Raw genomic sequence first — 25,436 nt, forward strand, 5'->3', positions numbered from 1 at the left:
GTGACAGTCCTCGTGCAGCCAGGAGAGGCGCCCGTCGTCGTCGAGGAGCCGCGCACGGATCGTGCGGCAACGCTCGACCCGCCTCCGTCCGGAGACCGGATGCGCGGGTGGCTGATGACGGCCGTCGTGACGCTGATCGGTGCCGTCGTGCGCTTCTGGAACGTCGGTTATCCGACGGACAAGGGCACGCCGATCTTCGACGAGAAGCACTACGTGCCGCAGACGGCACAGGTGCTGCGCAACGGCGGCTACGAGGACAACCCGGGCTACGAGCTGATCGTGCACCCGCCGCTCGCGAAGCAGCTGATGGCGATCGGCCAGGAGCTCTTCGGCTACGACGGCATCGGCTGGCGGTTCGCCTCGGCGCTGGCCGGCGCGATCACGATCCTGCTGATCGTCCGGATCGCCCGCCGCCTGACCCGCTCGGACCTGCTGGGCGCGCTCGCCGGCGTGCTGCTCATCGCGGACGGCGTCTCGCACGTCCAGTCGCGGATGGGCATGCTCGACATCTTCCTGGCGCTGTTCGTCGTGGCGGCGTTCGGCTGTCTCGTGGTCGACCGCGAACAAGTGCGCTCGCGCCTGGCCGTGGCCGTGCGCGAGGGGTTCGTCAACAACTCGGCCTTCGGCCCGTGGCTCGGCTTCCGCTGGTGGCGCTTCGGTGCGGGCGTGATGCTCGGTGCGGCGTGCGGCATCAAGTGGTCGGGCATCTGGTACATCGCCGCGTTCGGCCTGCTGACGGTCGTGTGGAGCGCCCTGGCCCGTCGTGCCGCGGGCGTCGAGGAGCCGTGGCTGGGCGCGCTGGCGAAGGACGTGCTGCCGTCGCTGGGCGGCCTGGTCGCGATCCCGGTGCTCGTCTACATCGCGACGTGGTTCCCGTGGATGGCGAGCGAGACCGGCATCGACCGGCACGTGGTCGGTGGCAAGGTCCAGGACATCTCGTACATCCCCGACGTCCTGCAGTCGCTCTGGTACAACGCGAAGAACGTCTACAAGTTCCACGTCGAGCTGGTCACCTCGGAGACCAACCGGCACCCGTGGGAGTCGAAGCCGTGGACGTGGCCGATGGGCCTGCGTCCGATGCTCTACTACTACGACAACACCGTCACGGACTGCGGCGCCGCGTCCTGCCTCGGCGCGATCATGCTCATCGGCACGCCCGCGATGTGGTGGCTCGCGTTCCCGGTGATCGGCTGGGCGCTGTTCCGCACGATCGGCCGCATGGACTGGCGCTACGCGGGCGTCCTCGTCGGCTACGCCGCCGGCCTGCTGCCGTGGTTCCTCAACCTCGACCGGCAGATGTACTTCTTCTACGTCACGCCGATGGCGCCGTTCCTGGTGTTGATGATCGTGCTGGCGCTGGGCGAGGTCCTGGGTCGTCGGACCGCCGGTTCCGAACGCCGCGGCACCGGACTTCTGGTCGTGGCGCTGTACGTCGGCATCGTGGTCGCGAACTTCGTGTGGCTCTGGCCGATCCTGAACGGCAACCCGATCACACCGGAGATGTGGCAACAGCAGCTGTGGCTGCCTAGCTGGCGCTGATCTCCAGCGCTCGTTGTCTGGTCAGGTCGCCTTCGAGTCTCATGGTGACCTGACCTCGTTGCCAGAGCAGGGTTTGACCGGCCAGCTGCGGCTCCTCGGTGTGCCACTGGCCGTCGCGGTCGATGTAGAAGAACGCGTGCGGGTAGGGGATCCAGATCTTGTCGCCGATCTGCTCGACCCCTTCGCCGTGGACGAGCTTGCCGACGGTCGAGCTGATGGTGCCGTCGAACTGGTCCAGCCTCAGCTCGCCGTAGTGCAGCGTGACGAACCGTCCTTCGTGGACGGTCACCTTGTCCGGCGTGCCCAGGGCCTGCGGCAGGTGGATGTCGAAGGGCATCTGCCGCCTGGCCTGGTCCAGCCCGACGTCCTGGCTGTGCAGCGGCGGCGCGACGGACCGCGGCGCCTCGGTGCGGAACTCGACGCCGGCGAACTCCAGCAGCTGCTGCACGCCCGCCCGCACCGCCGGGGACACCGCGAAGGCGATGGCGAACGCGGTGACGGCCGCTATGACCGCCTGGAGCCGGCGGTTCTTCCTGCGCGGCGCGTTGATCCTGGTCAGCACCTGCGCCGTGACGTCCGGCGGATCGGGCACGTGGAGGTGCACGGCGAGGTCGCGGAGGGCGGCCTCCGTCGGGTCATCGGTCATGGGCCACCTCCTCCAGCATCGGGCGCAGCCTGGCGAGCGCGCGGGACAGCCGCGACTTCACGGTTCCCTTGGCGAGACCGAGGATCTGGGCGGTCTCGGCCTCGCTCAGGTCGAGCAGGTACCGGCACGTGACGACCTGGCGGTCCGCCTCGCTGAGGCTCCGCACGGCCTTCAGGAGCTTCGCGCGGGAGTCGTCCACGAGCGTGCCGGGGTCGTCGTGGTCGACGGTCTCGGTGATGGTCGCGAGCCTGAGCTCCACAAGGTTGCGCCGGCGCCTGCCGCGGTGCAGGTTCTTGGTCTCGTTGGCGACGATCTTGAGCAGCCACGGCTTGAAGTCGAGGCCCTGCTTGAACGTGTGGAGCTTCCGGTAGGCCTTCACGAACGCCTCCTGCACCACGTCCCCGGCGTCCGCACCCGCCCCGAGCAGGTAGGCCGTCCGGTGCGCGAGCGCGGTGTACCGGGCGACCAGCTCGCCGTAGGCCGCCTGGTCACCTGCGATCGCCCGTGCCACCGCGTCGTCCGTGATGCCCTCTCTACACCGGGAACCCCACTTGGGTTCCCGGTGTATCCGCCTCATGAGAATTCTCTTGCTGATGTGCGCTTTCTTGCTGATAGGCGCACCCAACGCGCACGCGGGCGCCTGGGCCGTCACGTACGTCGACCCGGTGCCGTCGATCCAGCCCTCCACGACCCACACCGTCGGCTACTGGGTGCTGCAACACGGCGTGCGCCCGTTCGCTGGCAACCTGGACGAGACGGGCCTGAAGTTCCGCAACGGCGCGGACGAGAAGGTGTTCGTCGGCGTGAGGCTGCCCGAGCCCGCGCACTACGCCGTGGCGTTCACCCTGCCCGCCGGCACGTACGAGGTCTTCGGCGTGCAGGGGATCTTCCCCGACCACCCGCTGGGCACGCTGACGGTCCCGGGCACGTTGCTCGTCAAGCCGGTGGACCCACAGCTAGTGCTGGGACCGGTCGAGGGCCCGTCGCCCTGGCAGGAGATCGCACCACCGCTGCCCAAGCCAGCGGTGTCCGCCGCCCCCGAACCGGCCGCCGCCGTGGAGTCGTCGGGAAAGCCCTTGCCGGTCTGGATCGCGGGGCTCGTCGTGGCCGGCGCGGCCGGGGTGTTCCTGCTGCTGCGCAAGCGGTTGCGGCCCGCGACCCGAAGGTGAGTGGTGAGGCGATCGGCGGAAACCGCCTCACCACTCTTCGCATGGCATCCCGTGAGATGCCGAGGCTTCCGGGTGAACCACGACCTAGGTCGTTGAGCGGTGAACCACCGTTACGGACCGGTTCGACGTTCACCCGGATCGCCTAAGCGTCGACCGAGACCTCGGAGGACTCCTGCGCCGGCACCACGACGGGAGCGTGGAGTTCCGGTCCGTCCTGCGACGAGGGCGCCGTCGACACGAGCGCGACCGGGACGTCCTCGGGCGGCACGAACGCGGCCTCCGCCCGGATCTTCGGCGGCGTGGCGGACCACGGCTTGAGGTTCTGCACGATCTCCTCGTAGAACGAGGACACCGCGTTCAGCACCGAGTCGATGAACGAGTTGCGCCCGGTACCGCGCTTCGAGCCCATCGGCACCGAGATCTCGACCCGGAACCCCCGGATCTCCTTCTACGGGTCCGCGATGAGCAACGCGGGCGTGACGTCCGTGCCGAGGCGGCGGCCGAGCTGCAGTCCGGCGAACCGGAGCAACGCCTCGAACCGCAGCACCACGTCGGGTGCGGTCCTGTCGGTCGTCCGCAGCGTGCGGGTCTCCACCGCGTCGCGCAGCGGAACCCACGAAGGTCCCATGTCCTCGAACGCCATCGCCCCTGACCGCGGGTGCTCGAGGTACCTGCTCCTCCTGCATGACTGCCTCGCAGAGCACCTCGCTCCACGACCGGTGGTGCAGCGCCACCTTCTTGAGCTTTCCGCGGTCGCGAACAGAGGTCGTGGACGTCGAGCTCGAACGGGACCTCGATGAAGCTCTGCACCGCGGCGGCGGGTGCACCGAGCGGCCGGGTCAGCGCCCGGCCGAACTCGCGCACCGCCTACATGACGGCCGGCAACGCCGATGGCGCCCGGATCGCCTACATCGGCATGTGCCTCGTCGGCGGTGGAGTCGGCTTGCTGATCATCTTGGTGACCGGGCCTTCCTTGCTCATGCCCTGCTGGTCCAGGAACTGCGACAGCTGCGACCGCACCTGCACGAGCGAAGGCCGGCGGTTCGGTTCCGGGTCCATCGCGGCGAGCAGGAGACGGGCGTGCGCGCTGTTCTGCGGCAGCTTGGTGATCGGTTCGCCCTGGGCGGCGGCCATCAGCGAGGAGATCGGGTTCTCGCGGGAGCCGCGCGGCGGGTGGCCGGTCAGCGCGTACGAGACCGTGGCGGCGAGCTGCCACGAGTCGGACGCCGGGGACGCCGTTTCGCCGCGGGCCGTCTCCGGGGCGAGGAAGTCCGGCGTGCCGACCATCATGCCGGTCGCGGTGAGGGTGCTGTCGCCCTTGGAGCGGGCGATGCCGAAGTCGATCAGGTGCGCGGTGCCCTGGCCGTCCACGATGACGTTCGACGGCTTCACGTCGCGGTGCAGCACGCCCCGGTCGTGGGCTGCCGCGAGCGCGTCGGCCATGTTCAGCCACAGGCGGGCGGCGAGCTTGTCGTCGATCAGGCCGTTCTTCAGCACCGTCTCGGACAGCGACGCGCCCTCGATGTACTCCATCACCAGGGCGAGGCCGTCCGGGTCCTGGACGATGTCGAACACGCGCACGCAGTTCGGGTGCCGGACCGCGGCCAGCGCGCGGGCCTCGCGGAGCATGCGCGCCTCGGTCTCGTTGTCCGGGGCGTGCGCGAGCTTCACCGCGACCGTGCGGTCGAGCTGCTCGTCGACGGCCAGCCAGACCGTGCCGAAGCCGCCGGAACCGAGCTGGCGGACGCGGCGGAACCGGCCGTTGCCGGGGTTCCAGACCTTGCCCGACTTCTGCACGGGCGCGGGCGACTCGGCGTTGGCCGCGCCCGGACCGAACGGCAGCGGGCCGGGCGTGTCCGCGAGCACCGCCGGGTTCGACGGCTGCGGCGCCTTCGGCTGGGGCAGCACCTCGGCGACGCGGGTCGGCGGGTACTGCCGCGGCGGCGGGTTCTGCGGGTGGTTCGTGGGCTGCGGTTGCGGCTGCGTCACCGGGCGCATCGGCCGGTTCATCGGCGCCGGCTGGTACTTCGGCACCTGCGCAGGCTGGTAAGGCGGCGGGTTCTGCGACGAGTGCTGCGGTGGGTTGTGCGGCGGCTGGTGCGCGGAGGCGTTGATCGGCTTCGTCGCGGCCTTCTTCTGCGGCTGGCCCTGCGGGAGCTGGTTGCTCTGGGGCTGCGGCGTGCGCGCCACCGGCTGCGGTGGCTGGTTCTGCGAGTTGCGGTCCTGGGACCGATCGCGGCCGGGGCGGTTCAGCATGGCGGTAGTCAACCCGAAAATCCGCACGACGATTGACCCGATTACCGCAATCGGCAGAAACCCGAGGAGCACATGGCCCACAAGGGTCACGGGGAATGCCGACGTCGTCACGAGCAGTACCAGGAACATCGGCCAGAACACCCGGCGCGGCCAGTTCGGCCCGAGCCGGAACGCCGAACCGGACTGCAGCATCACGAACAGCAGGCACAGCAGCGCGAGCGCCACCGTCACACCCGCGGCGGCGAGGAACAACGGCTGCGCCGTGGGCTGCTTGATCACGCCCAGGACCGAGGGGGCCTCGATGAGGTAGGAGCCCTGCGAGAACGTGCCGAAGCAGGTGGCCGCATCCAGGGAGTCGGCGCCGATGATGGCGCGCCCGGACAGCCCCTGCACGGTTCCGCGCAGCACGAGCCACGGCAGCACCAGGCAGCTGGCGACGCCGAGCACGGTGAAGACGGCACCGGTCACGGGACCGTAGGAGTTGCCGACCACCCGGCGCACCGCGATGGACAGCAGCGCCCCGACCGTCGGGAACAACCCGAGCACCGCACCGAGCGCCGTGGTGGTCCACACCCAGTCACCGGGGCAGACACTCGCACCCACGAAGCCGTGCAGCCACGTGAGCAAGGACTCAGCGAGCCCCACGACTCACACCACCCCTTTCGAGATCACCCCCAGCCTAGGTGCCTTCTCAGCCTACGGTGCGTGATTGGTCTGCGGTTGATCCCACAGCAACCCTTTCCTTGATCACTGCGTTGTACCTGCGTGCCGATGAGCTCTGCCAGGCTCTGAACCCATGAGACGCCCTGCCCTGTCCTCCTCTGCAACGCATCTGCGTCCACTTCCGTTGAACCTCACCGGTGATGTCGGCGAGTGGCCGGAGAGCGTCACACGCGTCGGCAAGGGTCCGCACTAATGGATGACTCTCACGGTGACCAAGGGCGCGCCGTCTTGCGCGCAGGCAGACGATCACGTCCCTTCCGGCGCGGCGAGCACCTGATCACCGCGGGTACGCCGAGCGACGAGGTGCTGCTGCTGGAGTCCGGCCTGGTCAAGGTGGTCCTTCCCACGGGTGGCGCCCGAGAGCCGATCAGCGGCCTGTACGGCTCCGGCACCCTGCTCGGTGAGATCGGCGTGACCAGCGGCGCCCCGCGCAGTGCACACGTGATCGCCTTGACCCCGGGAGCGGCGTGGCACATCGCAGGCAGCCACTTCCTCGCCATGCGGGACGACAGGGGCGTCCAGCGGCTCGTCGAGGAGACGTGGCGGGCGAGGCAGCGCAACGCCGACGAGAACCAACGCAGGCAGATGCGTTCCGGTGCCGCGCGGGTGGCGATGTGCCTGCTCGCGTGGGCGCGCGAGTTCGGCACCGAAGCCGGCTCCGGTCTCGAACTGCGCGGAGTGAGCCAGCAGGACGTGGCGCACGCCGTCGCGATGTCGGTGAAGACGATCGAGCCGTTCCTGCACTCCCTGCGCGAACGCGGTCTGCTCCGGACGGGCAGGCTGTACTACCTGCTGCCGTCACCGGACCGCCTTGGCCATTTCATTGCCAACGCGGATGGCATGAATTGACAACTTCTTAACCCTGCATTCCGGGTGAGCGCGGGGGCGAGAACCACCAAACTCTCTGTCTTCGTCGAATTGGAGGCAGCGAGTGAACCCAGTTCCGCAGCACCGTGCGTTGCTCGGCGTCGACGTCATCGGCTCGGCGCAACTGCCCGGCTACCTGATGAACGCGATCCCCGCCACGATCTCGAAGCTCCTCGACGCTGCGCTGAGGCAGAGCGGCATCGAACCGGACGCCGTGCTCTCCCTGGAGTCACCGGGCGACGGGGCCTTGCTGGTGCTGCCGAGCGAGCGGCTCGGCGCGGTCCTGGACGCGGCCGCACGACTCGACGAGATCACGGTCGAGCACAACCGGTGGAGCAAGCCGGAGGTGCGGCTGCGCGTGGCGGTCCACGTCGGACCGGTCGGCGAGAGCGGCTTCCACCGCGCCCGCGTCGTCCACGCGCGGCTGCTCGACGCACCGGAGTTCAAAGACCTGCTGAAGCGCTGCCACGACGCCGCTGCCGAAGAGACCGCGACCACCGCGCTGATCGTCTCGGCCGAAGCCCTCGACACGGCGTTCGGCGGCGATCACACGCAGGTTGCCAAGCGCAGCGACTTCGCTTCGTTGCGCGTGTCGCACAAGGAGTACCGGCACGAGGCATGGGTTCGGGTGCCGGGCTTCGACCCCCGCAGCCTGGCCGCGTTCGCCGAGACCGCTGATGCGCCCCGATCCACGGCAAGCGTCCACAACGTGGTGCACGGCGACATGCACGGCATCCAGGCCGGCACGGTCAACGGCGGCCTGACCTTCTACGGAGGCCGGCGGCCATGAGTGAGGACGAGAAGAAGCCAGCGGAGATCGCAGCCCCGGCGCCACCGGCCGAGACCTCACCCTTGTCACCGAACGAAGCCCGGTACCTCCCGCAGAACGTCACCAACGGCGCGATGCACGGCATCCAGGCAGGGGAGGTCACCGGCGACATCCACTACTACGCCTCGGTGACTTCCGAGAAGGCGGATCTGATCGTTCGGTACGCGACACCGCACGACGTAAAGGATGTCCGAACCGGATTCGTCGCTCCGGGACGGTTCGCCACTGCGGTCGGCATCCTGCGACGGGAAAGCGTGGTGGTGCTCTGCGGTCGGGGAACAGGCCGCACGTTCGCCGCTCGGCGGATGCTCGTCGTCGACCTCGGGATCACGAAAATCGCCGACATGAACCGGTCTCGCACGATCGGCAGCATCCGCGAACCCGAGCTGGAGCCGGACACCGCCCTCGTCCTCGACCTCAGGGGCACTCGCGACCGGCCGTTCACCGATCCGGACTTCAACCAGTGCCTCCGTGTCGTGAAGGACGCGGGGTGCCGTCTCGTGATCCTGCTCGACGACCTCTTCCAGGCGCCGAACAGCGCGTCGAAGCACGCCGTCGCGCTGACCGCGCCCTCAGCGGTCGAGGTGGCCCTTGCGACCTTGCGGCGCCGCGGGCAGGTGGACGGCCCCGTACAGCTCACGATCAAGAGCGACTTCGCCGAGGCACTGGAGGACGCGTCGCCGGACAAGGCGGTGCAGGCTGCCGACCTGGCTGTGCAGGTCCACGAGGGCACGGTGAACGTCGCCAAGGCGATCGCTCTGCTGAAGGAAGAGGTCACCGACGCCGTCGCACGCTGGTTCGAGAAGCTGGACGTTCGCGGGCATGCGTACTCGTTCGCGGTCGCCGTGCTGGAGAACCAGCCGGTCGAGTACGTCTGGCAACGCGCTTTGGCTCTCGACCAGCACCTGAGGAAGGCACGACTGCCCGACGACGGCAAGCTGCGGCCGCGGTGCCCGTTGATCCAGCCGTCCGACCAGACGCTGCGGGAGATCCGGGCGAAGGTCGAGGAACGCGCTCACCCGAAGCACGAGAACCTCACAGAGGAGACCATCCGGTTCGAGCGGCACGACTGGGCACGCGGCGTCTTCATGCACATGTGGCGGCAGTACCCGGCCGCCCAGGAGGTCCTGCGGGACTGGATGTGCGAGGACGCGACGTTCGACCGGTTCCAGGAGGAGAGCGTCAAGGCCGTCTGCGACGTCGCCCGCAACGTTCCGGCACACGAACCGTTGGCGATCATCGAGAACCTGGCCTCTCAGCGGTCCTACGGCCGTCGAGCGCTGGCCGCGCGGGCGATGGAAGTGCTGATGGACGACGACGTCATGCGCCCGCTCGTCGAAAAGGCGATCAAGCGGTGGACGAAGTACGGCAACGCGTACGAGAAGTGGACGGTGGCGCGCGTCTACTCGTCGGACTTCGGCCGGCGGAACCTCACCGCGTCCCTGGCGGTGCTGACCGAGATCGGCAAGTCCGACAAGTACACGCCGCAGAACGCGGTGGTGTTCGGCGTGCTGTCGATGCTCGCGACCAAGAAGATCCGCGGCATCGCCCTGGACACGGTCGTGTCGTGGACCGGGGCGAGGTACCGCCGCACCGGCCTGCAGCCCATCACCCTGGCGTTGGGGCTGTGGGTGATCGGCTTCTACAAGCACAGCCGCGACTACTTCACCGAGTTCGCCGAAGCCTTCCCCAAGCAGGTCACCGACCTGTTCAAACACGTGATCGCCGATCCGGAGTTCGGTGAGCTCGTGGTGGAGCACCTGGGCGAACTGGCCCTGCACGCCCGCTGGGACCAGGCGAAGGCGGCCGAGCTCGTCCGACTGACCAGGCTCATCGCCCCCGACCTGAGGTGGTGGAAGCGCCGGGACGCCGTCGACGCCCTGTGCTTCCAGCACCCCGCCAAGCGTTCGGAGATCCACCGGATCTTCCGGATCGCGCGCAAGGTGCAGAAGGGCAAGGTGGAGGAGTTTCAGGCTCCGTGAACCCGGTGGTCGGAGACGGTGTGCGAACTGCCGGCCTCCACCGATCCCCCAGCGGCCCTCACCACCGGATCGAACGCCACCGGCAACTCCCCCAGCCCGGCGAGGAACTCGACGGTCCACCGGTGCCGCGCGGCCGGGTCGCGCTCCGCGTACGAGTCGCCGAGGCCGTAGGTGACGGCACGGGTCTGGTCGCGCATCTCGACGGTGATCCGCGAGCCGAGCTCGCCGGTCTCACCGGGCGCGCATTCCACTTCCAGGCGGGCGCGGATCCACTGCGGCTCGGTGGCCGGGTCCGCTTCGAGCTCTTCGGAGATCGCGGTGCAGGAGGTGCCGTGTGCGCGCAGGGTCATGGACGCCTGGAACACGACGAGCTCACCGGCCGTGCAGCCGGTGAGAACGCGCGCTTCTACGACTGTCTCCGTGCTGGAGACGACGGGGCGGGCGGCCGTGCACCGGGCGGCGTGGGCTTCGGTCGCCGCTGCACCGCTGGAGGTGACGGCCCCGAGTAATAACGCGGCGACCACAGATCTCATAGGAGAAAACTATTTGTGGGCGCCGCGTTCTTCACCGAACTTCACCCCATAGATGGGTGAGCGTGCAATTAATGGTCGTGGTGGTCGTGCTCGGGCGCGAACGGTTGGTAGACGTAGAACATCGTGACGGGCTCGTCGCCCGCGACCGTTTCGTGGTCGACGCCCGGCGGGACGAACGCGTACGAACCCGCCGTCGCCTCCACACCGCCGATGCTCACGGTGCCGTCGATGACCCAGGTGTGCTGCGTCGCCGACGGGTGGTTGTGGCCGACGTCGCGGGCGCCGGGCGCCATCTGGATCAGGCCGACGATCGTGCCGCCGTCCGGCGACTTCCACAGGAGCTTGTTCTGCAGCCGTTCGTCGCCGTGCAGCGGGAACGCCTTCAGCTGGGCGAGGGCTTCGGCGGACAGGACCGTGACCTTGTCCTGTGGCGCGTCGCTCATGGGTACTGCCTTTCGGGAGCCGAACGAGCTTACGGCCGTTATATAGACGAACAGGCCGCCCGCATTACGACGGACGGCCTGGAATCGCTCAGCTCAGGCGCACGCGGCCTCGGTGTTGAACAGCATGAACGCCGTGAGCTTCCCTTCGGCGAAGTGGAAGCTCAGCACGAACCCCTTCTGGTCGGGCACGGGCACGTCGAACATGTCGTCGCCGGCGCTGGTGGCGTTCGGGTAGGCCGCCTTGAGCTGCTCGACCGTGGCGCCCTTGCCGAGGTCCTTCGCCGCCGTGGCACCGGGAGGCGGCAGGATCATCCGGATCTTGTCGCCGGCGAACAGCACGCCGCCGTGGGCCTCGCGCGCCTCGGCCCGGTCGGCGATGCGCTTCGTGGACTCCACGGTCAGCTGCACCACCTTGTTGCTCGCCTCGGCCGACGCCGCGAGCCGTTCCGCCGACGCGGCGTAGTCCGCGGCACCCGCGTTCGGACCGGGCTCCGGCCCGATCGCCGCCTTGGCGGCGTCCGCGGCCTTCTGCGCCTCGGCGATCTTCTGCTCGAGCGCGTCGTCCTCGGCCACCTGCTTCGGGTCGGCCGCGGGCCCGTCCTTGTAGCGGTAGTCCTCGCAGCTGCCGGTCTTCCCCGCGCCCGTGGCCGCGAGGTCACCGGTGGCGAGAGCGTCCTGTTTGGACATTCCGGGCTTCAGCTTCCCCCAGCCCGTGACGTCGAAGTGCTTCTCCTGCGGCGCCGCCGGCTGCTGCTCCTGCCCCGGCGAACAGCTGACGGCGGCGAGTGCCGTCCCTACGACGAACAGAGCTTTCAATCCCCCAAGGATGTTCACGCGCCCAAGGTATCCGGCGGTGAGGCGGAGACCGAACGCGTTTCCGCTACCTGCCCCAGATCGCGTCCAGCGCCGTGTCGACGGCCGCGGTCAGCCGCTCCAGGGGCTGCCCGGCCCTGTCCCGCACCCGCAGGCCGGCGACGGTGGTGAACAGGAGCTCGGACCAGCCGCGGACGTCGATCTCACGCGTGATCTCGCCCTCGGCGACGGCCTTCTGCAGCAGGTCCGCGATCACGGTGACGTTGCCGTCGAAGGCCGCGTGCACCCGCTCGCGGGTCGGTGAGTCCTCGGCGCCCAGTTCGGCGGCGGTGTTCACCATCAGGCACCCCCAGGCGTGGTCCTGCTCCTCGGTGATCATGTGCACCAGCCATCGGCGCAGTGCGGAGCGCACGCTGTCCGAGCTGCTCGTGATCTCCCCGGTGGCCTCGTCCTGGACGGTCTGGTAGCTGTCCAGGGCCCGCAGGAACAGCGCGTGCTTGTCGCCGTAGGCCCGGTACAGGCTCGACGGGTTCAGGCCCATCGCCGCGCCCAGGTCCCGCGTCGACGTGCCGTGGTAGCCCTGGCGGCGGAACACTTCGATCGCCTTCCGGACTGCGTCGTGGTCGTCGAACTGACGGGGACGTGGCATGCCTCATCCTAACTCCGGGTTGTGTAGCGATCGCTCCCGTATTACGGTCACACCCAGATAGGGAGCGATCGCTCCCGAACAAGCCGAGGAGTGTCATGCCGAACAACGTCGCCGTCGTCAGCGGAGGAACGAAGGGGATCGGCGCCGCTGTCGTCCAACGCCTCCTCAAGGACGGCTACGAGGTCGTCACCGGATCGCGCTCGGCCTCGCCGGAGCAGACCGGGAACCTCACGGTCGTGCAGGCCGACCTGGCCACCGCCGAGGGCAACCTGCGCCTGGCCGAGGCCGCCCGCGCCCGCGGCAGGGTGTCCGCCCTGGTGAACAACGTCGGCAACTGGGACTTCCGCTCCTCGTTCCTCGACGTGACCGACGAACAGTGGGAAGCCGGGTTCACGATCAACGTGATGTCCGCGGTCCGGCTCAGCCGGGCGCTGCTGCCCGACCTGCTCGACGGCGGCGGTGCGATCGTCAACATCTCCTCGGTCAACGCCCGCCTGCCGTTCACGGGCGTCGTCGACTACTCCGCCCACAAGGCCTCGATGTCGAACCTGACCCAGGCCCTGTCGGAGGAGTTCGCCGCGCGAGGCGTGCGGGTGAACACCGTGTCCCCCGGCCCGACCCGCACCCCCGGCTGGACGGACGAGGGCGGGACCGTCGACTGGATGGTCGCCCAGTCCGGCGCCACCAGGGAAGAGGTGCTGAACCACAAGGCGCCCACCGACATGGGTGTCACGATGGGCCGCCTGGGCGAGCCCGAGGAGGTCGCGGCCGCCGTCGCGTTCCTGCTCGGGGACGAGGCGAGCTGGATCACCGGAACCGACCTGGTCGTCGACGGCGGCGTCATCAAGACGTTCTAGGCGCCGACGCCAGGACACGACGACGAAAGGGCCGCCCGCGTTCCCGGGGCGGCCCTTTCGTCGTCGCCGAGATCAGTCGAACAGGTCGGGGGACTCCGCGACGACCTGGTCCCAGAGGGGCCGGAACTGGAACCAGCCGGCGACCGGGTTCCCGGTCTGGTCGCGCACGCCGACCGCTGTGTCGTGGTCGATGAGGGTCGGCTCACCGGCGGCCATCGCCAGCAGCTGGGCCTGGCAGGAGCGCTCCATGGTGATGAACCACCAGGCGGCGGCCGCGACGGTCTGCCCCACGGTGAGCAGGCCGTGGTTCTGCAGGATGACCGCCTTCGCGTCACCCAGGGCGACGCCGATCCGGCGGCCCTCCTCGATGTCGTTCACCACGCCGCGGAAGTCCGAGTAGAGCCCGTGGTCCTCGTAGAACGCGCAGGCGTCCTGGGTGATCGGCGCGAGTGGGATGCCGAGCGAGGCGAAGGCCTTGCCGTTCAGCGAGTGGGCGTGGGCGGCGGCGACCGCGTCCGGCCGCGCCCTGTGCACCTCGGAGTGGATGCAGAACGCCGCCCGGTTGACCGGGCGCTTGCCGTGCAGCAGGTTGCCGACGTGGTCGACGTGGATCAGGTCGGACACCTTGATCTGGCTGAAGCTCATGCCGAACGGGTTGACCCAGAAGGTGTCGGGGTGCTCGGGATCGCGGGCCGTGATGTGGCCGGCCACCCCCTCCGAGAAACCGAACTTGGCGAACACCCGGAACGCGGCCGCGAGTTCGCGCTTGCGGTACTCCCGCTCCTCCTCCACCGAGAGGTTGATCGGCGGCAGCGGCAGCTCGAAGTCGTCGGGGGCGGGTCCGATGCTGGCGCGGACCATCTCCAGGATGTCCGGCGTAACCGTGCTCGTCATGACGGTCCCATCTATGAGATACAGAGTCGTATCGAAGACTGGGGCCACTATCACAGCTGCTCAGAACCAGCGTCAAGAGCAGCTAGTCAAAGCAGCCGCGTGCAGATACGTTCCTGTATCGAAACGGGCAGAGCGGAGGAGTGGTGCCACGAGGGACGACCGGTCAGCGCGCCGTGACGAGGTCGCGGCTGCTGACGAGTGCCGCCGAGGTCTTCGCCGAGCGCGGCTTCAACGGGGCCAGCATCGAGATGATCTGCGACAGGGCCGGCTTCACCCGAGGCGCGTTCTACTCCAACTTCGCGAGCAAGGACGAGCTCTTCTTCACCATGTTCGAGGCGCACGCCGCCGTGGTGCTCACGCGGTTGCGAAGCGCACTCGACCAGGCCCGTCAGGCGAGCGATCCGTTGCAGCACTTCGTGAACCTCGCGAACCGCCCGTCCGAGGACGAGCGCCAGTGGTTCCTCATCTCGACCGAGTTCACCCTGTACGCCATCCGCAACCCCGAGGCGGCGGCCGTCCTCGCCCGCAAGGACGAGGAGGTCCGCCAGGGGATCGCGCGGATCTTCGCCGAACTGCTGGCGGCGTCGGGCCGCGAGTTCGTCATCGATCCCGCACTGGTGGCCCGCTTCGCGGTCGCCCTGCGCGAAGGCGGCAACGCCCAGGAACTGGTGGAGCCGGGCAGCATCGACTCCCGACTGGTGGAGCGACTGGTCCTGCCGGTCGTTCTCGACGCGTTCTCGCGGGCGTCCTCCGACCGCCGTTCCCCGTGACCTCCGCGGGCCTGGGAGCAGCCGACCGCTGCTCCGGACGACTGCGATTGCCGGAGGACAAGGCAATCGCAGTGCGGGAGGGACAAACGTGCGACTAATGCAAAATCGCCCGGTCCGCGTTTACGCGGACCGGGCGATTATCAATCTGTGGACCTGAGGCCACAGCACGAGAACCCCGCCCCACCGGGCAACCTACGGGGGTCCGGGGGCTTGCTCCCGGCTGGGGTCTGGGGGCTTGGCCCCAGAAGACACGTGGAACGCAAAATGGCGAGTGCTCTTTGCGAGCACTCGCCATTTATTGCGTGGAGCTGAGGGGAATCGAACCCCTGACCTTCTCGATGCGAACGAGACGCGCTACCAACTGTGCTACAGCCCCTTGCTGTCTTACGGGGAGAACTATAGCAGTCCCGGAGGGGGTGTTTTCACCACCCCCTCCTAAGCGCCGACCGCACCTCGGTACCGCAGCGACTCCAGTCCGTCGAGCTCGACGAAGACCGGGTCCTCGTCGTCGGAGTCGACCGGGATGGTGCCCGGACGCACGTGGTGCTCGAAGCGCGGCAACGGCGGCAGCGCGGGCCTGTCCTCGACGACCTCGACCTGGGTGGTCTCGGCCTCCTCGGCGACCTGCACGGGCTCGGGCTCGGCGGCGGGGGGCTCCTGCAGCTGCGGACCCGTCGCACGGCGGCGGCGCACCTGCTGAAGGCGGGCGAGCCGGCGCGCGCGGATCTCCTCCTCGATCCGCACCTGCCGGCGCAGGTACGTGAGGTACCCGACGAGCACCAGGTCGATCGCGGCGTGGCCGTACCAGAGCTTCGTGAAGAAGACTCCGGCGACGATCCCGGACGCGACGGCGGCGACCAGCAGGAACGCCACCACTCTGCGTCGGAACGCGTACTTCGCCTGCGCGACCAGCGCGGCGGTCTCCGGGTCGTAGCCACCGCGGCCGCGCCGGAAGGGGCGCTCGACGTACTCCTCCTCGTCGAAGTAGTCGTCGTCGATGTCGTGGATGTCGTCGTACTCGGCGTCCGGCATGGCGTCGTACTCCTCCCCCACGCTGCGCGCACTCTCCTGGCGCTTGCGGGCCATCATGGGGACGAGGACCACGAGCCAGGCGACGACCAGCGCAACGATGATCAGCGAACTCGGCATTCCCCGTTCACCTCCCCCGGCCCACGCGTGGTGCTGTCACCACGCTAGTCACAACAGTCACACCTGTGTCGGAGGCTCGCCGACTGCCGTGCGTACGAAAGTGTGGTCTATCACCCACTTTTGGGTGAAGTGATTAGGACGAACGGAAGCAATCGTCAGGGAAGACGGGCCTCTCCGCGTGCGACCAAACGGCGCACTAGGCCATCCGGGACCTCTTCGGTCGTCAGCGCGAAGCAGAGGTGGTCGCGCCACTGTCCGGCAACATCCAGATAACGCTTGAAGAGACCTTCCTCGCGATAGCCGGACTTCGTGAGCACACGGATCGAGGCGCCGTTCTCGGGACGCACGGTGGCCTCGAGGCGGTGCAGTCCGGCGTCGCGGAAGGCGTGGTCCGTGAGCAACGCCACGGCCGCTGTGGCGACTCCGCCCCCGGCGCGGTCAGCGGCCACCCAGTAGCCGATCCACGCCGAGAGCAGCGAGCCGCGCACGATGTTGCCGACGGTGATCTGACCGGCGACCTCGCCGTCCACCAAGATCATGAACGGCAGCGTGGTGCCGCGCCGGGCCATGCCGCGCAACGACGACCACTGCGCGGGCCAGGACAGCGTCGCGTTGCGCTCGTCCCAGCCCTCCTGCGCCGTGGGCTCCCACTGCTCCAGGTAGGCGCGGTCGCGGATGCGCAGCCTCGACCAGCGCGACCCGTCGAACAGGCGCGGGCCGCGCAGCTCGACGGTTCCGGCGCGCACGTGCAGGGGCCCCAGCCGGACGGGCCAGCCGGGGTGTCTGCCCAGATCGGCGAAAACGCTCATCCACGCTGCGCTAGGAAGCTGACCAGCACCTCTTCGCCGACGGAGACCTCGGTGACGTCCTCGTCGACCATGATGAGGCAGTTGGCCTCGGCCAGTGACGCGAGCAGGTGCGACCCGGACGTGCCGAGCGGCTGCACCAGGTACTCGCCGTTGTCCGCGTCGCGCAGCAGCTGACCGCGCAGGAAGCCCCGGCGGCCCTTCGTCGACTGCAGCGGCGACAGCAGGCGCGCCGACACCGCGCGGCGGTACGGGTTCTTCTTGCCGAGCGCCGCCCTGATCAGCGGCCTGACCAGCACCTCGAACACGACGAGCGCGCTCATCGGGTTCGCCGGCAGCAGGAACGTCGGCACGGCGTCGGGGCCGAGCCTGCCGAAGCCCTGCGCGGAGCCGGGGTGCATCGCGACGCGGCTGACGTCCATGTCGCCGAGCTCGGTGATCGCGGCCTTGACCTCGTCGCCGATCGTGCCGCCCACGCCGCCCGCGATGACGACGATCTCGGACAGCAGGAGCCTGCCCTCGATCACCTCGCGCAGCCGGCGCGGGTCGGCCGACATGATGCCGACCCGGCTGACCTCGGCGCCCGCGTCACGGGCGGCGGCGGCCAGCGCGTACGAGTTCACGTCGTAGACCTGGCCCTGGCCCGGCGTGCGGTCGACGTCGACGAGCTCCTCGCCGAGCGAGATGACCGACACGCGCGGCCGTGGGTGCACGAGCACCTTGTTGCGTCCGACAGCGGCCAGCAGACCCACTTGAGCAGCACCGATGGACGCGCCGCGGCGCACGGCGACGTCACCGGTCTGCACGTCCTCGCCGGTGCGGCGAACGAACCCGGCGGACGGCACGCTGCGGTTGACCGTCACCTTGGCCTGATGGCCGTCGGTGTAGCCGAGCGGCACGACCGCGTCGGCCAGCGTCGGCAGCGGGGCGCCTGTCGCGATCCGCACCGCCTGGCCGGGCTGCAGCCTGCGCGGCTGCCGGGAGCCGGCCGGGATCTCACCCACGACCGGCAGCTGCACCGGACTCGCGTTGGCGCCGGACACGTCGACGCTGCGCACCGCGTACCCGTCCACGGCGGCCTGGTCGAAGCCGGGCAACGCGCGTTCCGCGACGACCTCCTCGGCGCAGAGCAGACCCTGCGACTCGGAGATCGCGACTCGCACGGGTGCGGGCCGCACTGCGGCCGCGATCACCCGAGCGAGCTGCTCGTCCACTGACCTCATGTGATTGGTCCTCGCGCTCAGGAGTTGTCGAGGCGTTCCCGCAACCACTCGCGCAGATCGGGTCCGTACTCCGGGGTGTTGAGTGCGAAGTCAACCGCAGCGCGCAGGAATCCGGCGGGATTGCCGAGGTCGTGTCGCCCGCCGCGGTGGACCACGACGTGCACGGGGTGGCCCTCGTTGATCAGCAGCGCGATGGCGTCGGTGAGCTGCAGCTCGCCGCCGGCACCGGGGGTGATGCGCTTGAGGGCGTCGAAGATCGCCCGGTCGAGGAGGTACCGGCCCGCCGCCGCGAACGTCGACGGCGCCTCCTCCGGCTTCGGCTTCTCCACCATGCCGACGACCTGCTTCACGTCGTCGCTGCCGGTGTCGCGGACGTCGAACACGCCGTACGCGGAGATCTGCTCGCGCGGGATGTCGAACGCCAGCAGGACGCTGCCGCCCTTCTCCTGACGGACCTCGGCCATCTTCTTCAGCGCGCCGGTCGGCAGGATGATGTCGTCGGGCAGCAGCACCGCGACGGCCTCGTCCTCACCGGTCAGGTTGCCCTCGGCGCAGCCGACCGCGTGGCCGAGGCCGAGCGCCTGGTCCTGGATCGCGGTCTCGGCCTTGATCAGCTGCGGGGCGCGCCGGATCTTCTCGACGAGCTCGGTCTTGCCCTTGTCGGTCAGCGACTGCTCGAGGTCGGGGTTCGCGTCGAAGTAGTCCGCGACCGACGCCTTGGTCGGCGACGTCACGATGACCAGCTTCTTCGCACCGGCCTCTGCTGCCTCGCGCGCCACGTACTCGATGGCGGGGGTGTCGACCAGGGGCAGCAGTTCCTTCGGCACGGCTTTGGTCGTGGGGAGGAAACGGGTGCCCAGACCGGCCGCGGGCACGATAGCGGTGTGGAAGGCGCTGCTCATGGGCTGCGATGCTAACGACATACCGGGGGATACCCACCATGACGTCCGATCTTCGTGACCGGAAGGCCACACTGCGTTCACGGTTGCTCGCCGCGCGGCGTGCGCTGTCGCCCGAAGTCCGCGCCCTGGAAGCCGCCGCGCTGGCCGCGCACGTCGCCGCTCTGGATCTTTCACCTGATCAGACGGTGTGCGCCTTCCTGCCGGTCGGTTCCGAGCCCGGTGACGCGTCGTGGCTCGACGGGCTGCGGTGCCGGGTGCTGCTGCCGGTCGTGACGGGGGCGTCGCCGCTGGACTGGGCGGAGCACACCGGTGAGGTCGCGCCGGCGGGGTTCAGGCTGCTGGAGCCGACCGGCCCGCGGCTCGGCGCCTCGGCGATCGCTGGAGCCTCGCTGGTGCTCGTGCCCGCCCTGGCCGTGTCGGTCACCGGGGTGCGGATCGGGAAGGGGCAGGGCCACTACGACCGGTCGTTGCCGCTGGTCAAAGCGCCTTTGGTCGGTGTCGTGCGGGACTGCGAGGTGCTGGCGGAGGTGCCGGGCGAGCCCCACGACGTGCGGATGAACGGCGTTCTGACTCCCTCGATCGGGCTGCGCTGGCTGTGACTTTGATCGGGGGTGTTTGCGCTCCGGGAAGGTCCTGGGCGAAAATCGTGTTGGCACTCACAACGGTCGAGTGCCAGAGCTAGGAGCAGACCCAGTGCCTACGTACCAGTACGCCTGCACCGCGTGTGAGCACCGGTTCGAGGCGGTGCAGTCGTTCAGCGACGCCTCCCTCACCGAGTGCCCGGAGTGCTCGGGCAAGCTGCGCAAGCTGTTCGGCGCCGTCGGTGTCGTCTTCAAGGGCAGCGGCTTCTACCGCACGGACAGCCGTTCGGGCTCGTCGAAGAGCACGTCCTCGACGTCCACCTCGTCCTCCTCGGAGACGAAGTCGTCGGACACGAAGTCCACCTCGTCGTCCTCTTCGGATTCGAAGTCCTCGAGCGCTCCGGCGGCCGCCGCTTCCTGAAGATCGCGAGTTGTCCACAACTTGCGTTCCAGCCCCACCAGCCATGCCTCCGACCGCCCTACGGTCGGAGGCATGACGCTTTCCGCCTCCACCCTCGACCGGGTCCGCTCCTTCTCGCGCCGCCGCCCTTCTCCCGCGTGGCGCCGCTTCCTGGCCCTGGGCCTCGCCCTGATGGCCCTGTCGACGTTCTTCTGGCCGGACGTGGGCCATCCCGCCGTGGTCGCCTCCCGCGATCTGCCGGCCGGGGCCCCGCTCACGGCCTCCGACGTCCGGGTCGTGTCCCTGAGCGCGCCGCTACCGGGCTCGTTCCCGGGTTCCGAGGCCGTGGTGGGCCGCGCGTTGTCGTCGCCCGCGCGGGCAGGCGTCCCGCTGACCGACTACGACCTCTCCGACGTGTCCCCGGACCAGGCGTCGGTGGCCGTCCGCGTGGCTGACCAGGGCCTCGCTGCCGTCGTCAGACCGGGCGGCCGGGTCGACGTGGTGTCGTCGTCCGGCGAGGTCGTCGCGGAGAACGCGGCGGTGCGGGAGACGCGCGGCCAGGTCGTCGTGCTCACGTTGCCGAGACTTAATGCAACTCGTGTGGCCGCGATGTCACTGGATCAAGCATTAGCCGTTACTCTCCGCTGATGCTGAAGGGATTCAAAGACTTTCTGATGCGCGGAAACGTCGTCGACCTGGCCGTGGCCGTGGTCATCGGCACGGCGTTCACCGCGATCGTCACCGCGTTCACCACGAGCCTCATCAAGCCGCTCATCGCGTCGCTGGGCAGCGCCGAGACCAAGGGCCTCGGCATCCAGCTCCGCGAGGGCAAGGACGACACGTACCTCGACTTCAGCAACGTCATCAACGCCGCGATCAACTTCATCATCGTGGCCGCTGTCGTCTACTTCGTCCTGGTGCTGCCGATCAAGAAGATCCAGGAGCGCCGCAAGAGGGGCGAGGAGCCCGGCCCGGCCGAGCCGACGAACGTCGAGCTGCTCATCGAGATCCGCGACCTCCTCGCGGCACAGCAGAACAACCACCAGCAGCAGCCCACCGTGGTGCAGGACCGCCGCGGCCCAGCCATCTGATCTCAACCCGTCCCGCCGAGACGAAGCGCGCCCGCCGCACCAGCGGTCCAGCGCGCTTTGTCCTGGCTTCGCTCCAGCCCGCCGGCCGACGTCCGGGGCAGACCCAGGCCGCCTGATCACGGCGCCGAAGCTGGCGCACCACACTCGCAGCCATCCCACGAGGCCCGCTGCCCACTGGGGCTGGCAACAACTGTCCCAGCGGCGCAGGCCGGTCTCAGCGGCGCCAGCTCACGCCAGCCGCGTCAGCCCGCCTCAGTCCGCCAGCCCGTGTCAGCCGCCGTGGTGCGGCGGCCTGTTCTCGCGGTACCAGGCCTCGCGGTCATCCGTCCCAGCCCCGGCCCCACCACCGCGCTCGTCCGAAGTGGTCTCCGGCAGCACGTCGCCGAACACCTCCGCCAACCGGCGACGACGCGCTGCCGCGTCGTCGTCGGCCGGCTTCGGTGAATCACTCTTCGTCAAGACCGCTCAGCTGCTCGATCACGTAGGGCACCAGGGCCGACAGGGTTGCCATGCCGTCGCGGACCGCGGAGCGCGAGCCCGCGAGGTTCACGACGAGCGTGCTGCCGGAGACGCCGGCGAGACCGCGCGAGATACCCGCGTCGACCGCTCCCGCGGCGAGGCCGGAGGCGCGGAGCGCCTCGGCGATGCCGTGGATCGGGCGGTCGAGCAGGCCCTGCGTGGCGTCGGGGGTGACGTCGCGCGGGGACACGCCTGTGCCTCCCACGGTGACCACGAGGTCGACGCCACCGATGACGGCCGTGTTGAGGGCGGCCCGGATGTCGACCACCTCACCCTCGACCGCGACGGTGCCGTCGACGATGAAGCCCACTTCTTCGAGGAGCTCGGTGACGAGAGGCCCGGAGTTGTCGTCCTGCTCGCCGTGCGCCACCCGGTCGTCCACGATCACGACCAAAGCGCGGCCAAGGCGCTGCGCGCTGCGTTCCATACCGATCACCGTAGCGGGAGTCGGACCTCGAAGCGGCAGCCAGGACCGTGGTTCTCGACGCCGATCCGCCCGTGGTGCGCGTCGGCGAGGCCGCGTGCGATGGAAAGGCCCAGTCCGGCGCCCGACGGGTTGCGCGCGTACGAGCCGCGGAAGCCCACGTCGAACACCTGTGGCAGCACGTCATCGGGGATGCCGCCGCACGAGTCGTCCACTCGCACCACCGCTTCGGGTCCGTCCACATCGACCTGGACGGCGACGGCACCGCCCTCCGGTGTGTGGCGGATGGCGTTGGACACAAGGTTGCGCACGACACGCATCAGTTCCGGTTCGGAGCCCCGCACGACGGGCCAGGCGCGGGCGTCCGCGCGCAACTCGACGCCCTCGCGCGACGCGATCGGGCGGGACGCGGCGACGACGTCGCTCACCACGTCGGCCAGCGCCACGTCGTGCATCGGCAGGTTCAGGGCGCCCGCGGTGATCCGCGAGAGCTGGAACAGGTCGTCCACGAGCTTCGACAGGTGGTCGGCCTCCAGCGCGATCTGCTTGGCGTAGACGGCGACCTCGCCCGGATCGGAGACGACGCCGTCTTCCAACGCCTCGGTCATCGCCCTGATCCCGGCCAGCGGCGTCCGCAGGTCGTGGCTGATCCACGCCACCAGCTGCCGCCGCGCCGCCTCGGCCTCGCGCTCCCACATCGTGCGTCGCGCGATCGCCCGGCCCAGCAGGATCGAGAACGGCACGGTGACCAGGCCGACCACCACGCACGCCATGAGGGTGGCGCCGAGCATCGGCGTGAACATGAACCCGCTGACCATCAGCACGCCGGCGATGGTGGCCACCACCGGCACGATGACCATGACGGTCATCGCGGTGGTCAGCGAGACGCGGCTCAGTCGATCGAACACGGGTCGTACCTGTAGCCGACGCCCCACACGGTGCTCAGCCGGCGCGGCTTCGCGGGGTCCTCCTCGATCTTCTCCCGCAACCGTCGCACGTGGACGGTCACCGTCGACTGGTCGCCGAACTGCCAGCCCCACACCCGTTCCAGCAGCTCCGCCCGGCCGAACGCCTTGCCCGCGTTGCCGATGAAGAACGCCAGCAGGTCGAACTCGCGGGTCGTCAGCTGCAACGGCCGCCCGTCCAACGTCGCCGTGTGCGCGGCCACGTCCAGCACGAGGTTCCCGTCCCGCACGACCCGCGGCTCGAACGCCCGGTGCGCCCGCCGCAGCACCGACGACACGCGCAACGCCAGCTCACGCGGGCTGAAGGGCTTGGTCACGTAGTCGTCCGCGCCGATCTGCAGCCCGGCGATGCGGTCTTCCTCCTCGCCGAGCGCCGTCAGCATGACGACGGGCGTGCTGCCGCGCTCCCGGATCCTCCGCGCCACCTCGAGGCCGTCGATGCCGGGCAGCATCAGGTCCAGCACCACGATGTCCGGCTCCTGCGCGGCCATCAGCCGCAGCGCGCTCTCCCCGTCGCCGGCGAGCTCGACCTCGTACCCGGCGTGTTCGAGGTAGCGGCGCACGACATCGCGCACCGTCGTGTCGTCGTCGACGACCAGCACCCGTTCCACCACGTCACCACGGTAGGTCACGCAAGCGCGCCTGGCCCGTGTTCGTCACGAGGACGTAAGAAGAGGCCCGGGCCTGTGTGCGGGGCAGGTGCGCACAGGTCCGGGCCTCTCCGGGGTCGTCACGCCCGGGTCCTGGCGGGCGGCGGCTGCCAGGACCCGGGCGTCCCCCGACCTATCCCACCTCGACGCCGTCGAGGGTGGCTTCCACGGTCCTGTTGTCGGACAGGGTGATCGTCACCTTGTCGCCAGGAGCCTTCGACCGGACGGCGGCGACGAGCGTGTCCGACTCGTCGATGCGGCGGTCGCCGAACTTCGTGATCACGTCACCGGCCTTCAGCCCGGCCTTCTCGGCAGCGCCGCCGGCGGTGATCTCCGTGATCCTCGCGCCCTGCTCGGTCGACTCGACCTTCACGCCGAGCACGGTCTGCTTGGGCTTGCCGCTCTTCACGATCTCGTCGATCGTGCGGCGGGCCTGGTCCATCGGGATCGCGAAGCCGATGCCGACGGATCCGGCCTGGCCCTGACCCTGGCTCGGGCTGTAGATCGCCGAGTTGATGCCGACGACCTGGCCCTGCATGTTGACGAGCGGGCCGCCCGAGTTGCCGGGGTTGATCGCGGCGTCGGTCTGGATGGCGTTCAGGACCGTCGCCTGCGAGTTCGAGCCGCGGTCACCGCCCGCCGAGACCGGGCGGTTCAGCGAGCTGACGATGCCGGACGTCACCGTGCCGGACAGTTCGAACGGCGAGCCGATCGCGACGACGCCCTGGCCGATCTTCATGTCGCCGGAGTTGCCGAGCTGCACGACCGGGAGGTTCGAGACGCCGTCGGCCTGGATGACGGCGATGTCGGAGCTCGGGTCGCGGCCGAGGATCTTGGCGGACGCGGTCCTGCCGTCCTGGAAGACGACCTTGATGTCACCGCCGGCGGCAGCGCCCTCGATGACGTGGTTGTTCGTCACGATCTGGCCGTTGCCGGAGATGATGAAGCCCGAGCCCTCGCCGGCGCCGGCCCTCGTCGTGACCTGGATCTGGACGACGGACGGCAGCAGCTTGTTCGCCACGTCCTCGACCGAGCCCGCGGGGGCGTTCGAGGTCTGCGAGGCCGGGCGGGGCGAGTCGAGCGAGCTCACCGACGACGAGTCGTTCGCGAAGTTGTAGCCCAGGTAGCCGCCGAGGCCGCCGGAGAGCCCGCCCACGAGGAGCACGAGGGCGGCGACGCCCGCCACGACCTTGCCGCGGCCCTTGGGACGCGGTTCGACGGGCGGCTGGTAGCCGGGAGGAAGGTAGTACTGACCCGTCTGAGAACCCTGCTGAGGTGCGGCGAACGGGTTCGACGGCGGACCGGCGGGCTGCTGCCCACCGAACGGTGACTCCGCGCCGAACTGCGCGGTCGTCGCGCCGAGGCCGAGCGGGTGAGGTTGGCCGGACCCTGAGGGTGAAGAGAGCTGCTGGCCGGGTCCGGACCCGCCGAGCTGCGTCTGGCCCGCGTCAGGTGAGGGCACCTGCGGCTGGGCCGAAGTGAAGGAGGCGGGAACGTCGCCGAGGCCCGCGGGCGCGGCCGGCTGGCCGGACGGGGAGGCGTACCCGGTGCTCCCGGCCTGGCCTGTCGTCCCGGTCTGAGCGGTAGCCCCAGCCTGGCCGGATCCCCCCTGCAAAGGATCCGGCTGGCCGGGTTCCGGCAGCGACGGGCCCTGCTCCCGCGCGCCGGAGTCTGTCTGACCGGCGCTCGACGGCACGGAGTCCGGCTGGTCCGGCTGCTGCGCTGGCTGGTTGCTCTCGGTCATGCCCATAGTCTC

General features: G+C 69.6%; 30 protein-coding genes and 1 tRNA gene. 11 read left to right on the forward strand and 20 right to left on the reverse strand.

The window, feature by feature from the left end:
• On the forward strand, window positions 1-1,539 hold the full coding sequence (locus ND450_RS28725) for a dolichyl-phosphate-mannose--protein mannosyltransferase (RefSeq protein WP_253321652.1): 1,539 nt from the start codon (window positions 1-3) through the stop codon (window positions 1,537-1,539).
• On the opposite strand, the gene ND450_RS28730 is transcribed toward ND450_RS28725, so the two are convergent.
• Together ND450_RS28730 and ND450_RS28735 are read right to left on the reverse strand one after the other, a co-directional pair.
• A complete protein-coding gene (locus tag ND450_RS28730) occupies window positions 1,526-2,185 on the reverse strand; it encodes a hypothetical protein (protein ID WP_253321653.1) in 660 nt (219 codons plus the stop codon). The genes ND450_RS28725 and ND450_RS28730 overlap by 14 nt on opposite strands.
• Entirely contained in the window at window positions 2,175-2,762 is a 588-nt protein-coding gene (locus ND450_RS28735) for an RNA polymerase sigma factor (protein WP_253321654.1), read from the reverse strand. The genes ND450_RS28730 and ND450_RS28735 overlap by 11 nt, the downstream gene beginning before the upstream one ends.
• Before the next feature lie 16 nt (window positions 2,763-2,778).
• Here ND450_RS28735 and ND450_RS28740 point away from each other — a divergent pair, with 16 nt between their 5' ends.
• Complete coding sequence (locus tag ND450_RS28740) at window positions 2,779-3,354, forward strand: hypothetical protein (protein ID WP_253321655.1); 576 nt, start codon at window positions 2,779-2,781, stop codon at window positions 3,352-3,354.
• Between the two features lie 142 nt (window positions 3,355-3,496).
• Here ND450_RS28740 and ND450_RS28745 read toward each other — a convergent pair whose 3' ends face one another.
• The 3 genes from ND450_RS28745 to ND450_RS28755 form a co-directional block, all read right to left on the reverse strand.
• The gene (locus tag ND450_RS28745; RefSeq protein ID WP_253321656.1) at window positions 3,497-3,763 is read right to left on the reverse strand and encodes a hypothetical protein; all 267 of its coding nucleotides are present in this window, start codon (window positions 3,761-3,763) and stop codon (window positions 3,497-3,499) included.
• Between the two features lie 39 nt (window positions 3,764-3,802).
• Window positions 3,803-3,997: a hypothetical protein gene (locus ND450_RS28750; protein ID WP_253321657.1), complete on the reverse strand. Its 195-nt coding sequence runs from the start codon at window positions 3,995-3,997 to the stop codon at window positions 3,803-3,805.
• A 263-nt stretch (window positions 3,998-4,260) separates the two neighbouring features.
• Entirely contained in the window at window positions 4,261-6,255 is a 1,995-nt protein-coding gene (locus tag ND450_RS28755; RefSeq protein WP_253321658.1) for a serine/threonine-protein kinase, read from the reverse strand.
• A 306-nt stretch (window positions 6,256-6,561) separates the two neighbouring features.
• Between ND450_RS28755 and ND450_RS28760 the strand changes: the two genes are divergently transcribed.
• The 3 genes from ND450_RS28760 to ND450_RS28770 all read left to right on the forward strand — a co-directional run bounded on the left by ND450_RS28760 (window position 6,562) and on the right by ND450_RS28770 (window position 10,011).
• A complete protein-coding gene (locus tag ND450_RS28760) occupies window positions 6,562-7,182 on the forward strand; it encodes a Crp/Fnr family transcriptional regulator (RefSeq protein ID WP_253321659.1) in 621 nt (206 codons plus the stop codon).
• Window positions 7,183-7,264: 82 nt separating this feature from the next.
• Window positions 7,265-7,990, forward strand: a complete 726-nt coding sequence (locus ND450_RS28765) for a hypothetical protein (protein ID WP_253321660.1) — start codon at window positions 7,265-7,267, stop codon at window positions 7,988-7,990.
• Window positions 7,987-10,011: a hypothetical protein gene (locus ND450_RS28770; RefSeq protein WP_253321661.1), complete on the forward strand. Its 2,025-nt coding sequence runs from the start codon at window positions 7,987-7,989 to the stop codon at window positions 10,009-10,011. The genes ND450_RS28765 and ND450_RS28770 overlap by 4 nt, the downstream gene beginning before the upstream one ends.
• Here ND450_RS28770 and ND450_RS28775 read toward each other — a convergent pair.
• The 4 genes from ND450_RS28775 to ND450_RS28790 form a co-directional block, all read right to left on the reverse strand.
• On the reverse strand, window positions 9,999-10,544 hold the full coding sequence (locus ND450_RS28775) for a hypothetical protein (RefSeq protein ID WP_253321662.1): 546 nt from the start codon (window positions 10,542-10,544) through the stop codon (window positions 9,999-10,001). The genes ND450_RS28770 and ND450_RS28775 overlap by 13 nt on opposite strands.
• A gap of 68 nt (window positions 10,545-10,612) precedes the next feature.
• Window positions 10,613-10,987 (reverse strand): cupin domain-containing protein, encoded by a 375-nt coding sequence (locus ND450_RS28780; RefSeq protein WP_253321663.1) that lies wholly within the window; start codon window positions 10,985-10,987, stop codon window positions 10,613-10,615.
• A gap of 93 nt (window positions 10,988-11,080) precedes the next feature.
• Window positions 11,081-11,803 carry a hypothetical protein gene (locus ND450_RS28785; protein ID WP_253321664.1) on the reverse strand — a complete coding sequence of 241 codons (723 nt, stop codon included), beginning with the start codon at window positions 11,801-11,803 and terminating at the stop codon, window positions 11,081-11,083.
• 64 nt (window positions 11,804-11,867) lie between these two features.
• The gene (locus ND450_RS28790) at window positions 11,868-12,449 is read right to left on the reverse strand and encodes a TetR/AcrR family transcriptional regulator (RefSeq protein ID WP_253321665.1); all 582 of its coding nucleotides are present in this window, start codon (window positions 12,447-12,449) and stop codon (window positions 11,868-11,870) included.
• A gap of 95 nt (window positions 12,450-12,544) precedes the next feature.
• Here ND450_RS28790 and ND450_RS28795 point away from each other — a divergent pair, with 95 nt between their 5' ends.
• Complete coding sequence (locus ND450_RS28795) at window positions 12,545-13,306, forward strand: SDR family oxidoreductase (protein ID WP_253321666.1); 762 nt, start codon at window positions 12,545-12,547, stop codon at window positions 13,304-13,306.
• A 72-nt stretch (window positions 13,307-13,378) separates the two neighbouring features.
• On the opposite strand, the gene ND450_RS28800 is transcribed toward ND450_RS28795, so the two are convergent.
• Entirely contained in the window at window positions 13,379-14,200 is an 822-nt protein-coding gene (locus ND450_RS28800; protein ID WP_253321667.1) for a class II aldolase/adducin family protein, read from the reverse strand.
• A gap of 143 nt (window positions 14,201-14,343) precedes the next feature.
• Between ND450_RS28800 and ND450_RS28805 the strand changes: the two genes are divergently transcribed.
• Window positions 14,344-14,970, forward strand: coding sequence for a TetR/AcrR family transcriptional regulator (locus ND450_RS28805; protein WP_253321668.1), 627 nt, complete (start codon window positions 14,344-14,346; stop codon window positions 14,968-14,970).
• 303 nt (window positions 14,971-15,273) lie between these two features.
• Here the strand turns inward: ND450_RS28805 and ND450_RS28810 are convergent.
• The 5 genes from ND450_RS28810 to ND450_RS28830 all read right to left on the reverse strand — a co-directional run bounded on the left by ND450_RS28810 (window position 15,274) and on the right by ND450_RS28830 (window position 19,050).
• Window positions 15,274-15,346 (reverse strand) — tRNA-Ala (locus ND450_RS28810).
• 59 nt (window positions 15,347-15,405) lie between these two features.
• Window positions 15,406-16,119, reverse strand: coding sequence for a gephyrin-like molybdotransferase receptor GlpR (glpR, locus tag ND450_RS28815; protein ID WP_253321669.1), 714 nt, complete (start codon window positions 16,117-16,119; stop codon window positions 15,406-15,408).
• A gap of 155 nt (window positions 16,120-16,274) precedes the next feature.
• Window positions 16,275-16,928: a GNAT family N-acetyltransferase gene (locus ND450_RS28820; protein WP_089909172.1), complete on the reverse strand. Its 654-nt coding sequence runs from the start codon at window positions 16,926-16,928 to the stop codon at window positions 16,275-16,277.
• Window positions 16,925-18,148, reverse strand: coding sequence for a gephyrin-like molybdotransferase Glp (gene glp / locus ND450_RS28825; protein WP_089909169.1), 1,224 nt, complete (start codon window positions 18,146-18,148; stop codon window positions 16,925-16,927). Before glp ends, ND450_RS28820 begins: the two co-directional genes overlap by 4 nt.
• Window positions 18,149-18,165: 17 nt before the next feature.
• Window positions 18,166-19,050 (reverse strand): UTP--glucose-1-phosphate uridylyltransferase, encoded by an 885-nt coding sequence (locus tag ND450_RS28830; RefSeq protein ID WP_089909167.1) that lies wholly within the window; start codon window positions 19,048-19,050, stop codon window positions 18,166-18,168.
• A 38-nt stretch (window positions 19,051-19,088) separates the two neighbouring features.
• Here ND450_RS28830 and ND450_RS28835 point away from each other — a divergent pair, with 38 nt between their 5' ends.
• From ND450_RS28835 to mscL, 4 genes are all read left to right on the forward strand, one after another.
• Window positions 19,089-19,649 carry a 5-formyltetrahydrofolate cyclo-ligase gene (locus tag ND450_RS28835; protein ID WP_253321670.1) on the forward strand — a complete coding sequence of 187 codons (561 nt, stop codon included), beginning with the start codon at window positions 19,089-19,091 and terminating at the stop codon, window positions 19,647-19,649.
• A gap of 94 nt (window positions 19,650-19,743) precedes the next feature.
• A complete protein-coding gene (locus tag ND450_RS28840) occupies window positions 19,744-20,052 on the forward strand; it encodes an FmdB family zinc ribbon protein (protein ID WP_253321671.1) in 309 nt (102 codons plus the stop codon).
• 72 nt (window positions 20,053-20,124) lie between these two features.
• On the forward strand, window positions 20,125-20,679 hold the full coding sequence (locus ND450_RS28845; RefSeq protein ID WP_253321672.1) for an SAF domain-containing protein: 555 nt from the start codon (window positions 20,125-20,127) through the stop codon (window positions 20,677-20,679).
• Window positions 20,679-21,122: a large-conductance mechanosensitive channel protein MscL gene (gene mscL, locus ND450_RS28850; protein ID WP_253321673.1), complete on the forward strand. Its 444-nt coding sequence runs from the start codon at window positions 20,679-20,681 to the stop codon at window positions 21,120-21,122. Before ND450_RS28845 ends, mscL begins: the two co-directional genes overlap by 1 nt.
• A 270-nt stretch (window positions 21,123-21,392) precedes the next feature.
• On the opposite strand, the gene ND450_RS28855 is transcribed toward mscL, so the two are convergent.
• The 5 genes from ND450_RS28855 to ND450_RS28875 all read right to left on the reverse strand — a co-directional run bounded on the left by ND450_RS28855 (window position 21,393) and on the right by ND450_RS28875 (window position 25,424).
• Window positions 21,393-21,581, reverse strand: coding sequence for a hypothetical protein (locus tag ND450_RS28855; RefSeq protein ID WP_253321674.1), 189 nt, complete (start codon window positions 21,579-21,581; stop codon window positions 21,393-21,395).
• On the reverse strand, window positions 21,568-22,068 hold the full coding sequence (locus tag ND450_RS28860) for a molybdenum cofactor biosynthesis protein B (protein WP_253321675.1): 501 nt from the start codon (window positions 22,066-22,068) through the stop codon (window positions 21,568-21,570). Before ND450_RS28860 ends, ND450_RS28855 begins: the two co-directional genes overlap by 14 nt.
• 5 nt (window positions 22,069-22,073) lie before the next feature.
• Window positions 22,074-22,934 (reverse strand): sensor histidine kinase KdpD, encoded by an 861-nt coding sequence (locus ND450_RS28865; RefSeq protein ID WP_089910425.1) that lies wholly within the window; start codon window positions 22,932-22,934, stop codon window positions 22,074-22,076.
• A 23-nt stretch (window positions 22,935-22,957) separates the two neighbouring features.
• Window positions 22,958-23,662 carry a response regulator transcription factor gene (locus ND450_RS28870; RefSeq protein ID WP_218159501.1) on the reverse strand — a complete coding sequence of 235 codons (705 nt, stop codon included), beginning with the start codon at window positions 23,660-23,662 and terminating at the stop codon, window positions 22,958-22,960.
• Window positions 23,663-23,813: 151 nt separating this feature from the next.
• Window positions 23,814-25,424, reverse strand: coding sequence for a trypsin-like peptidase domain-containing protein (locus ND450_RS28875; RefSeq protein WP_253321676.1), 1,611 nt, complete (start codon window positions 25,422-25,424; stop codon window positions 23,814-23,816).
• Between the last annotated feature and the right edge of the window lie 12 nt (window positions 25,425-25,436).

Source organism: Lentzea sp. HUAS12, assembly GCF_024125735.1.
GTDB lineage: Bacteria > Actinomycetota > Actinomycetes > Mycobacteriales > Pseudonocardiaceae > Lentzea > Lentzea albida.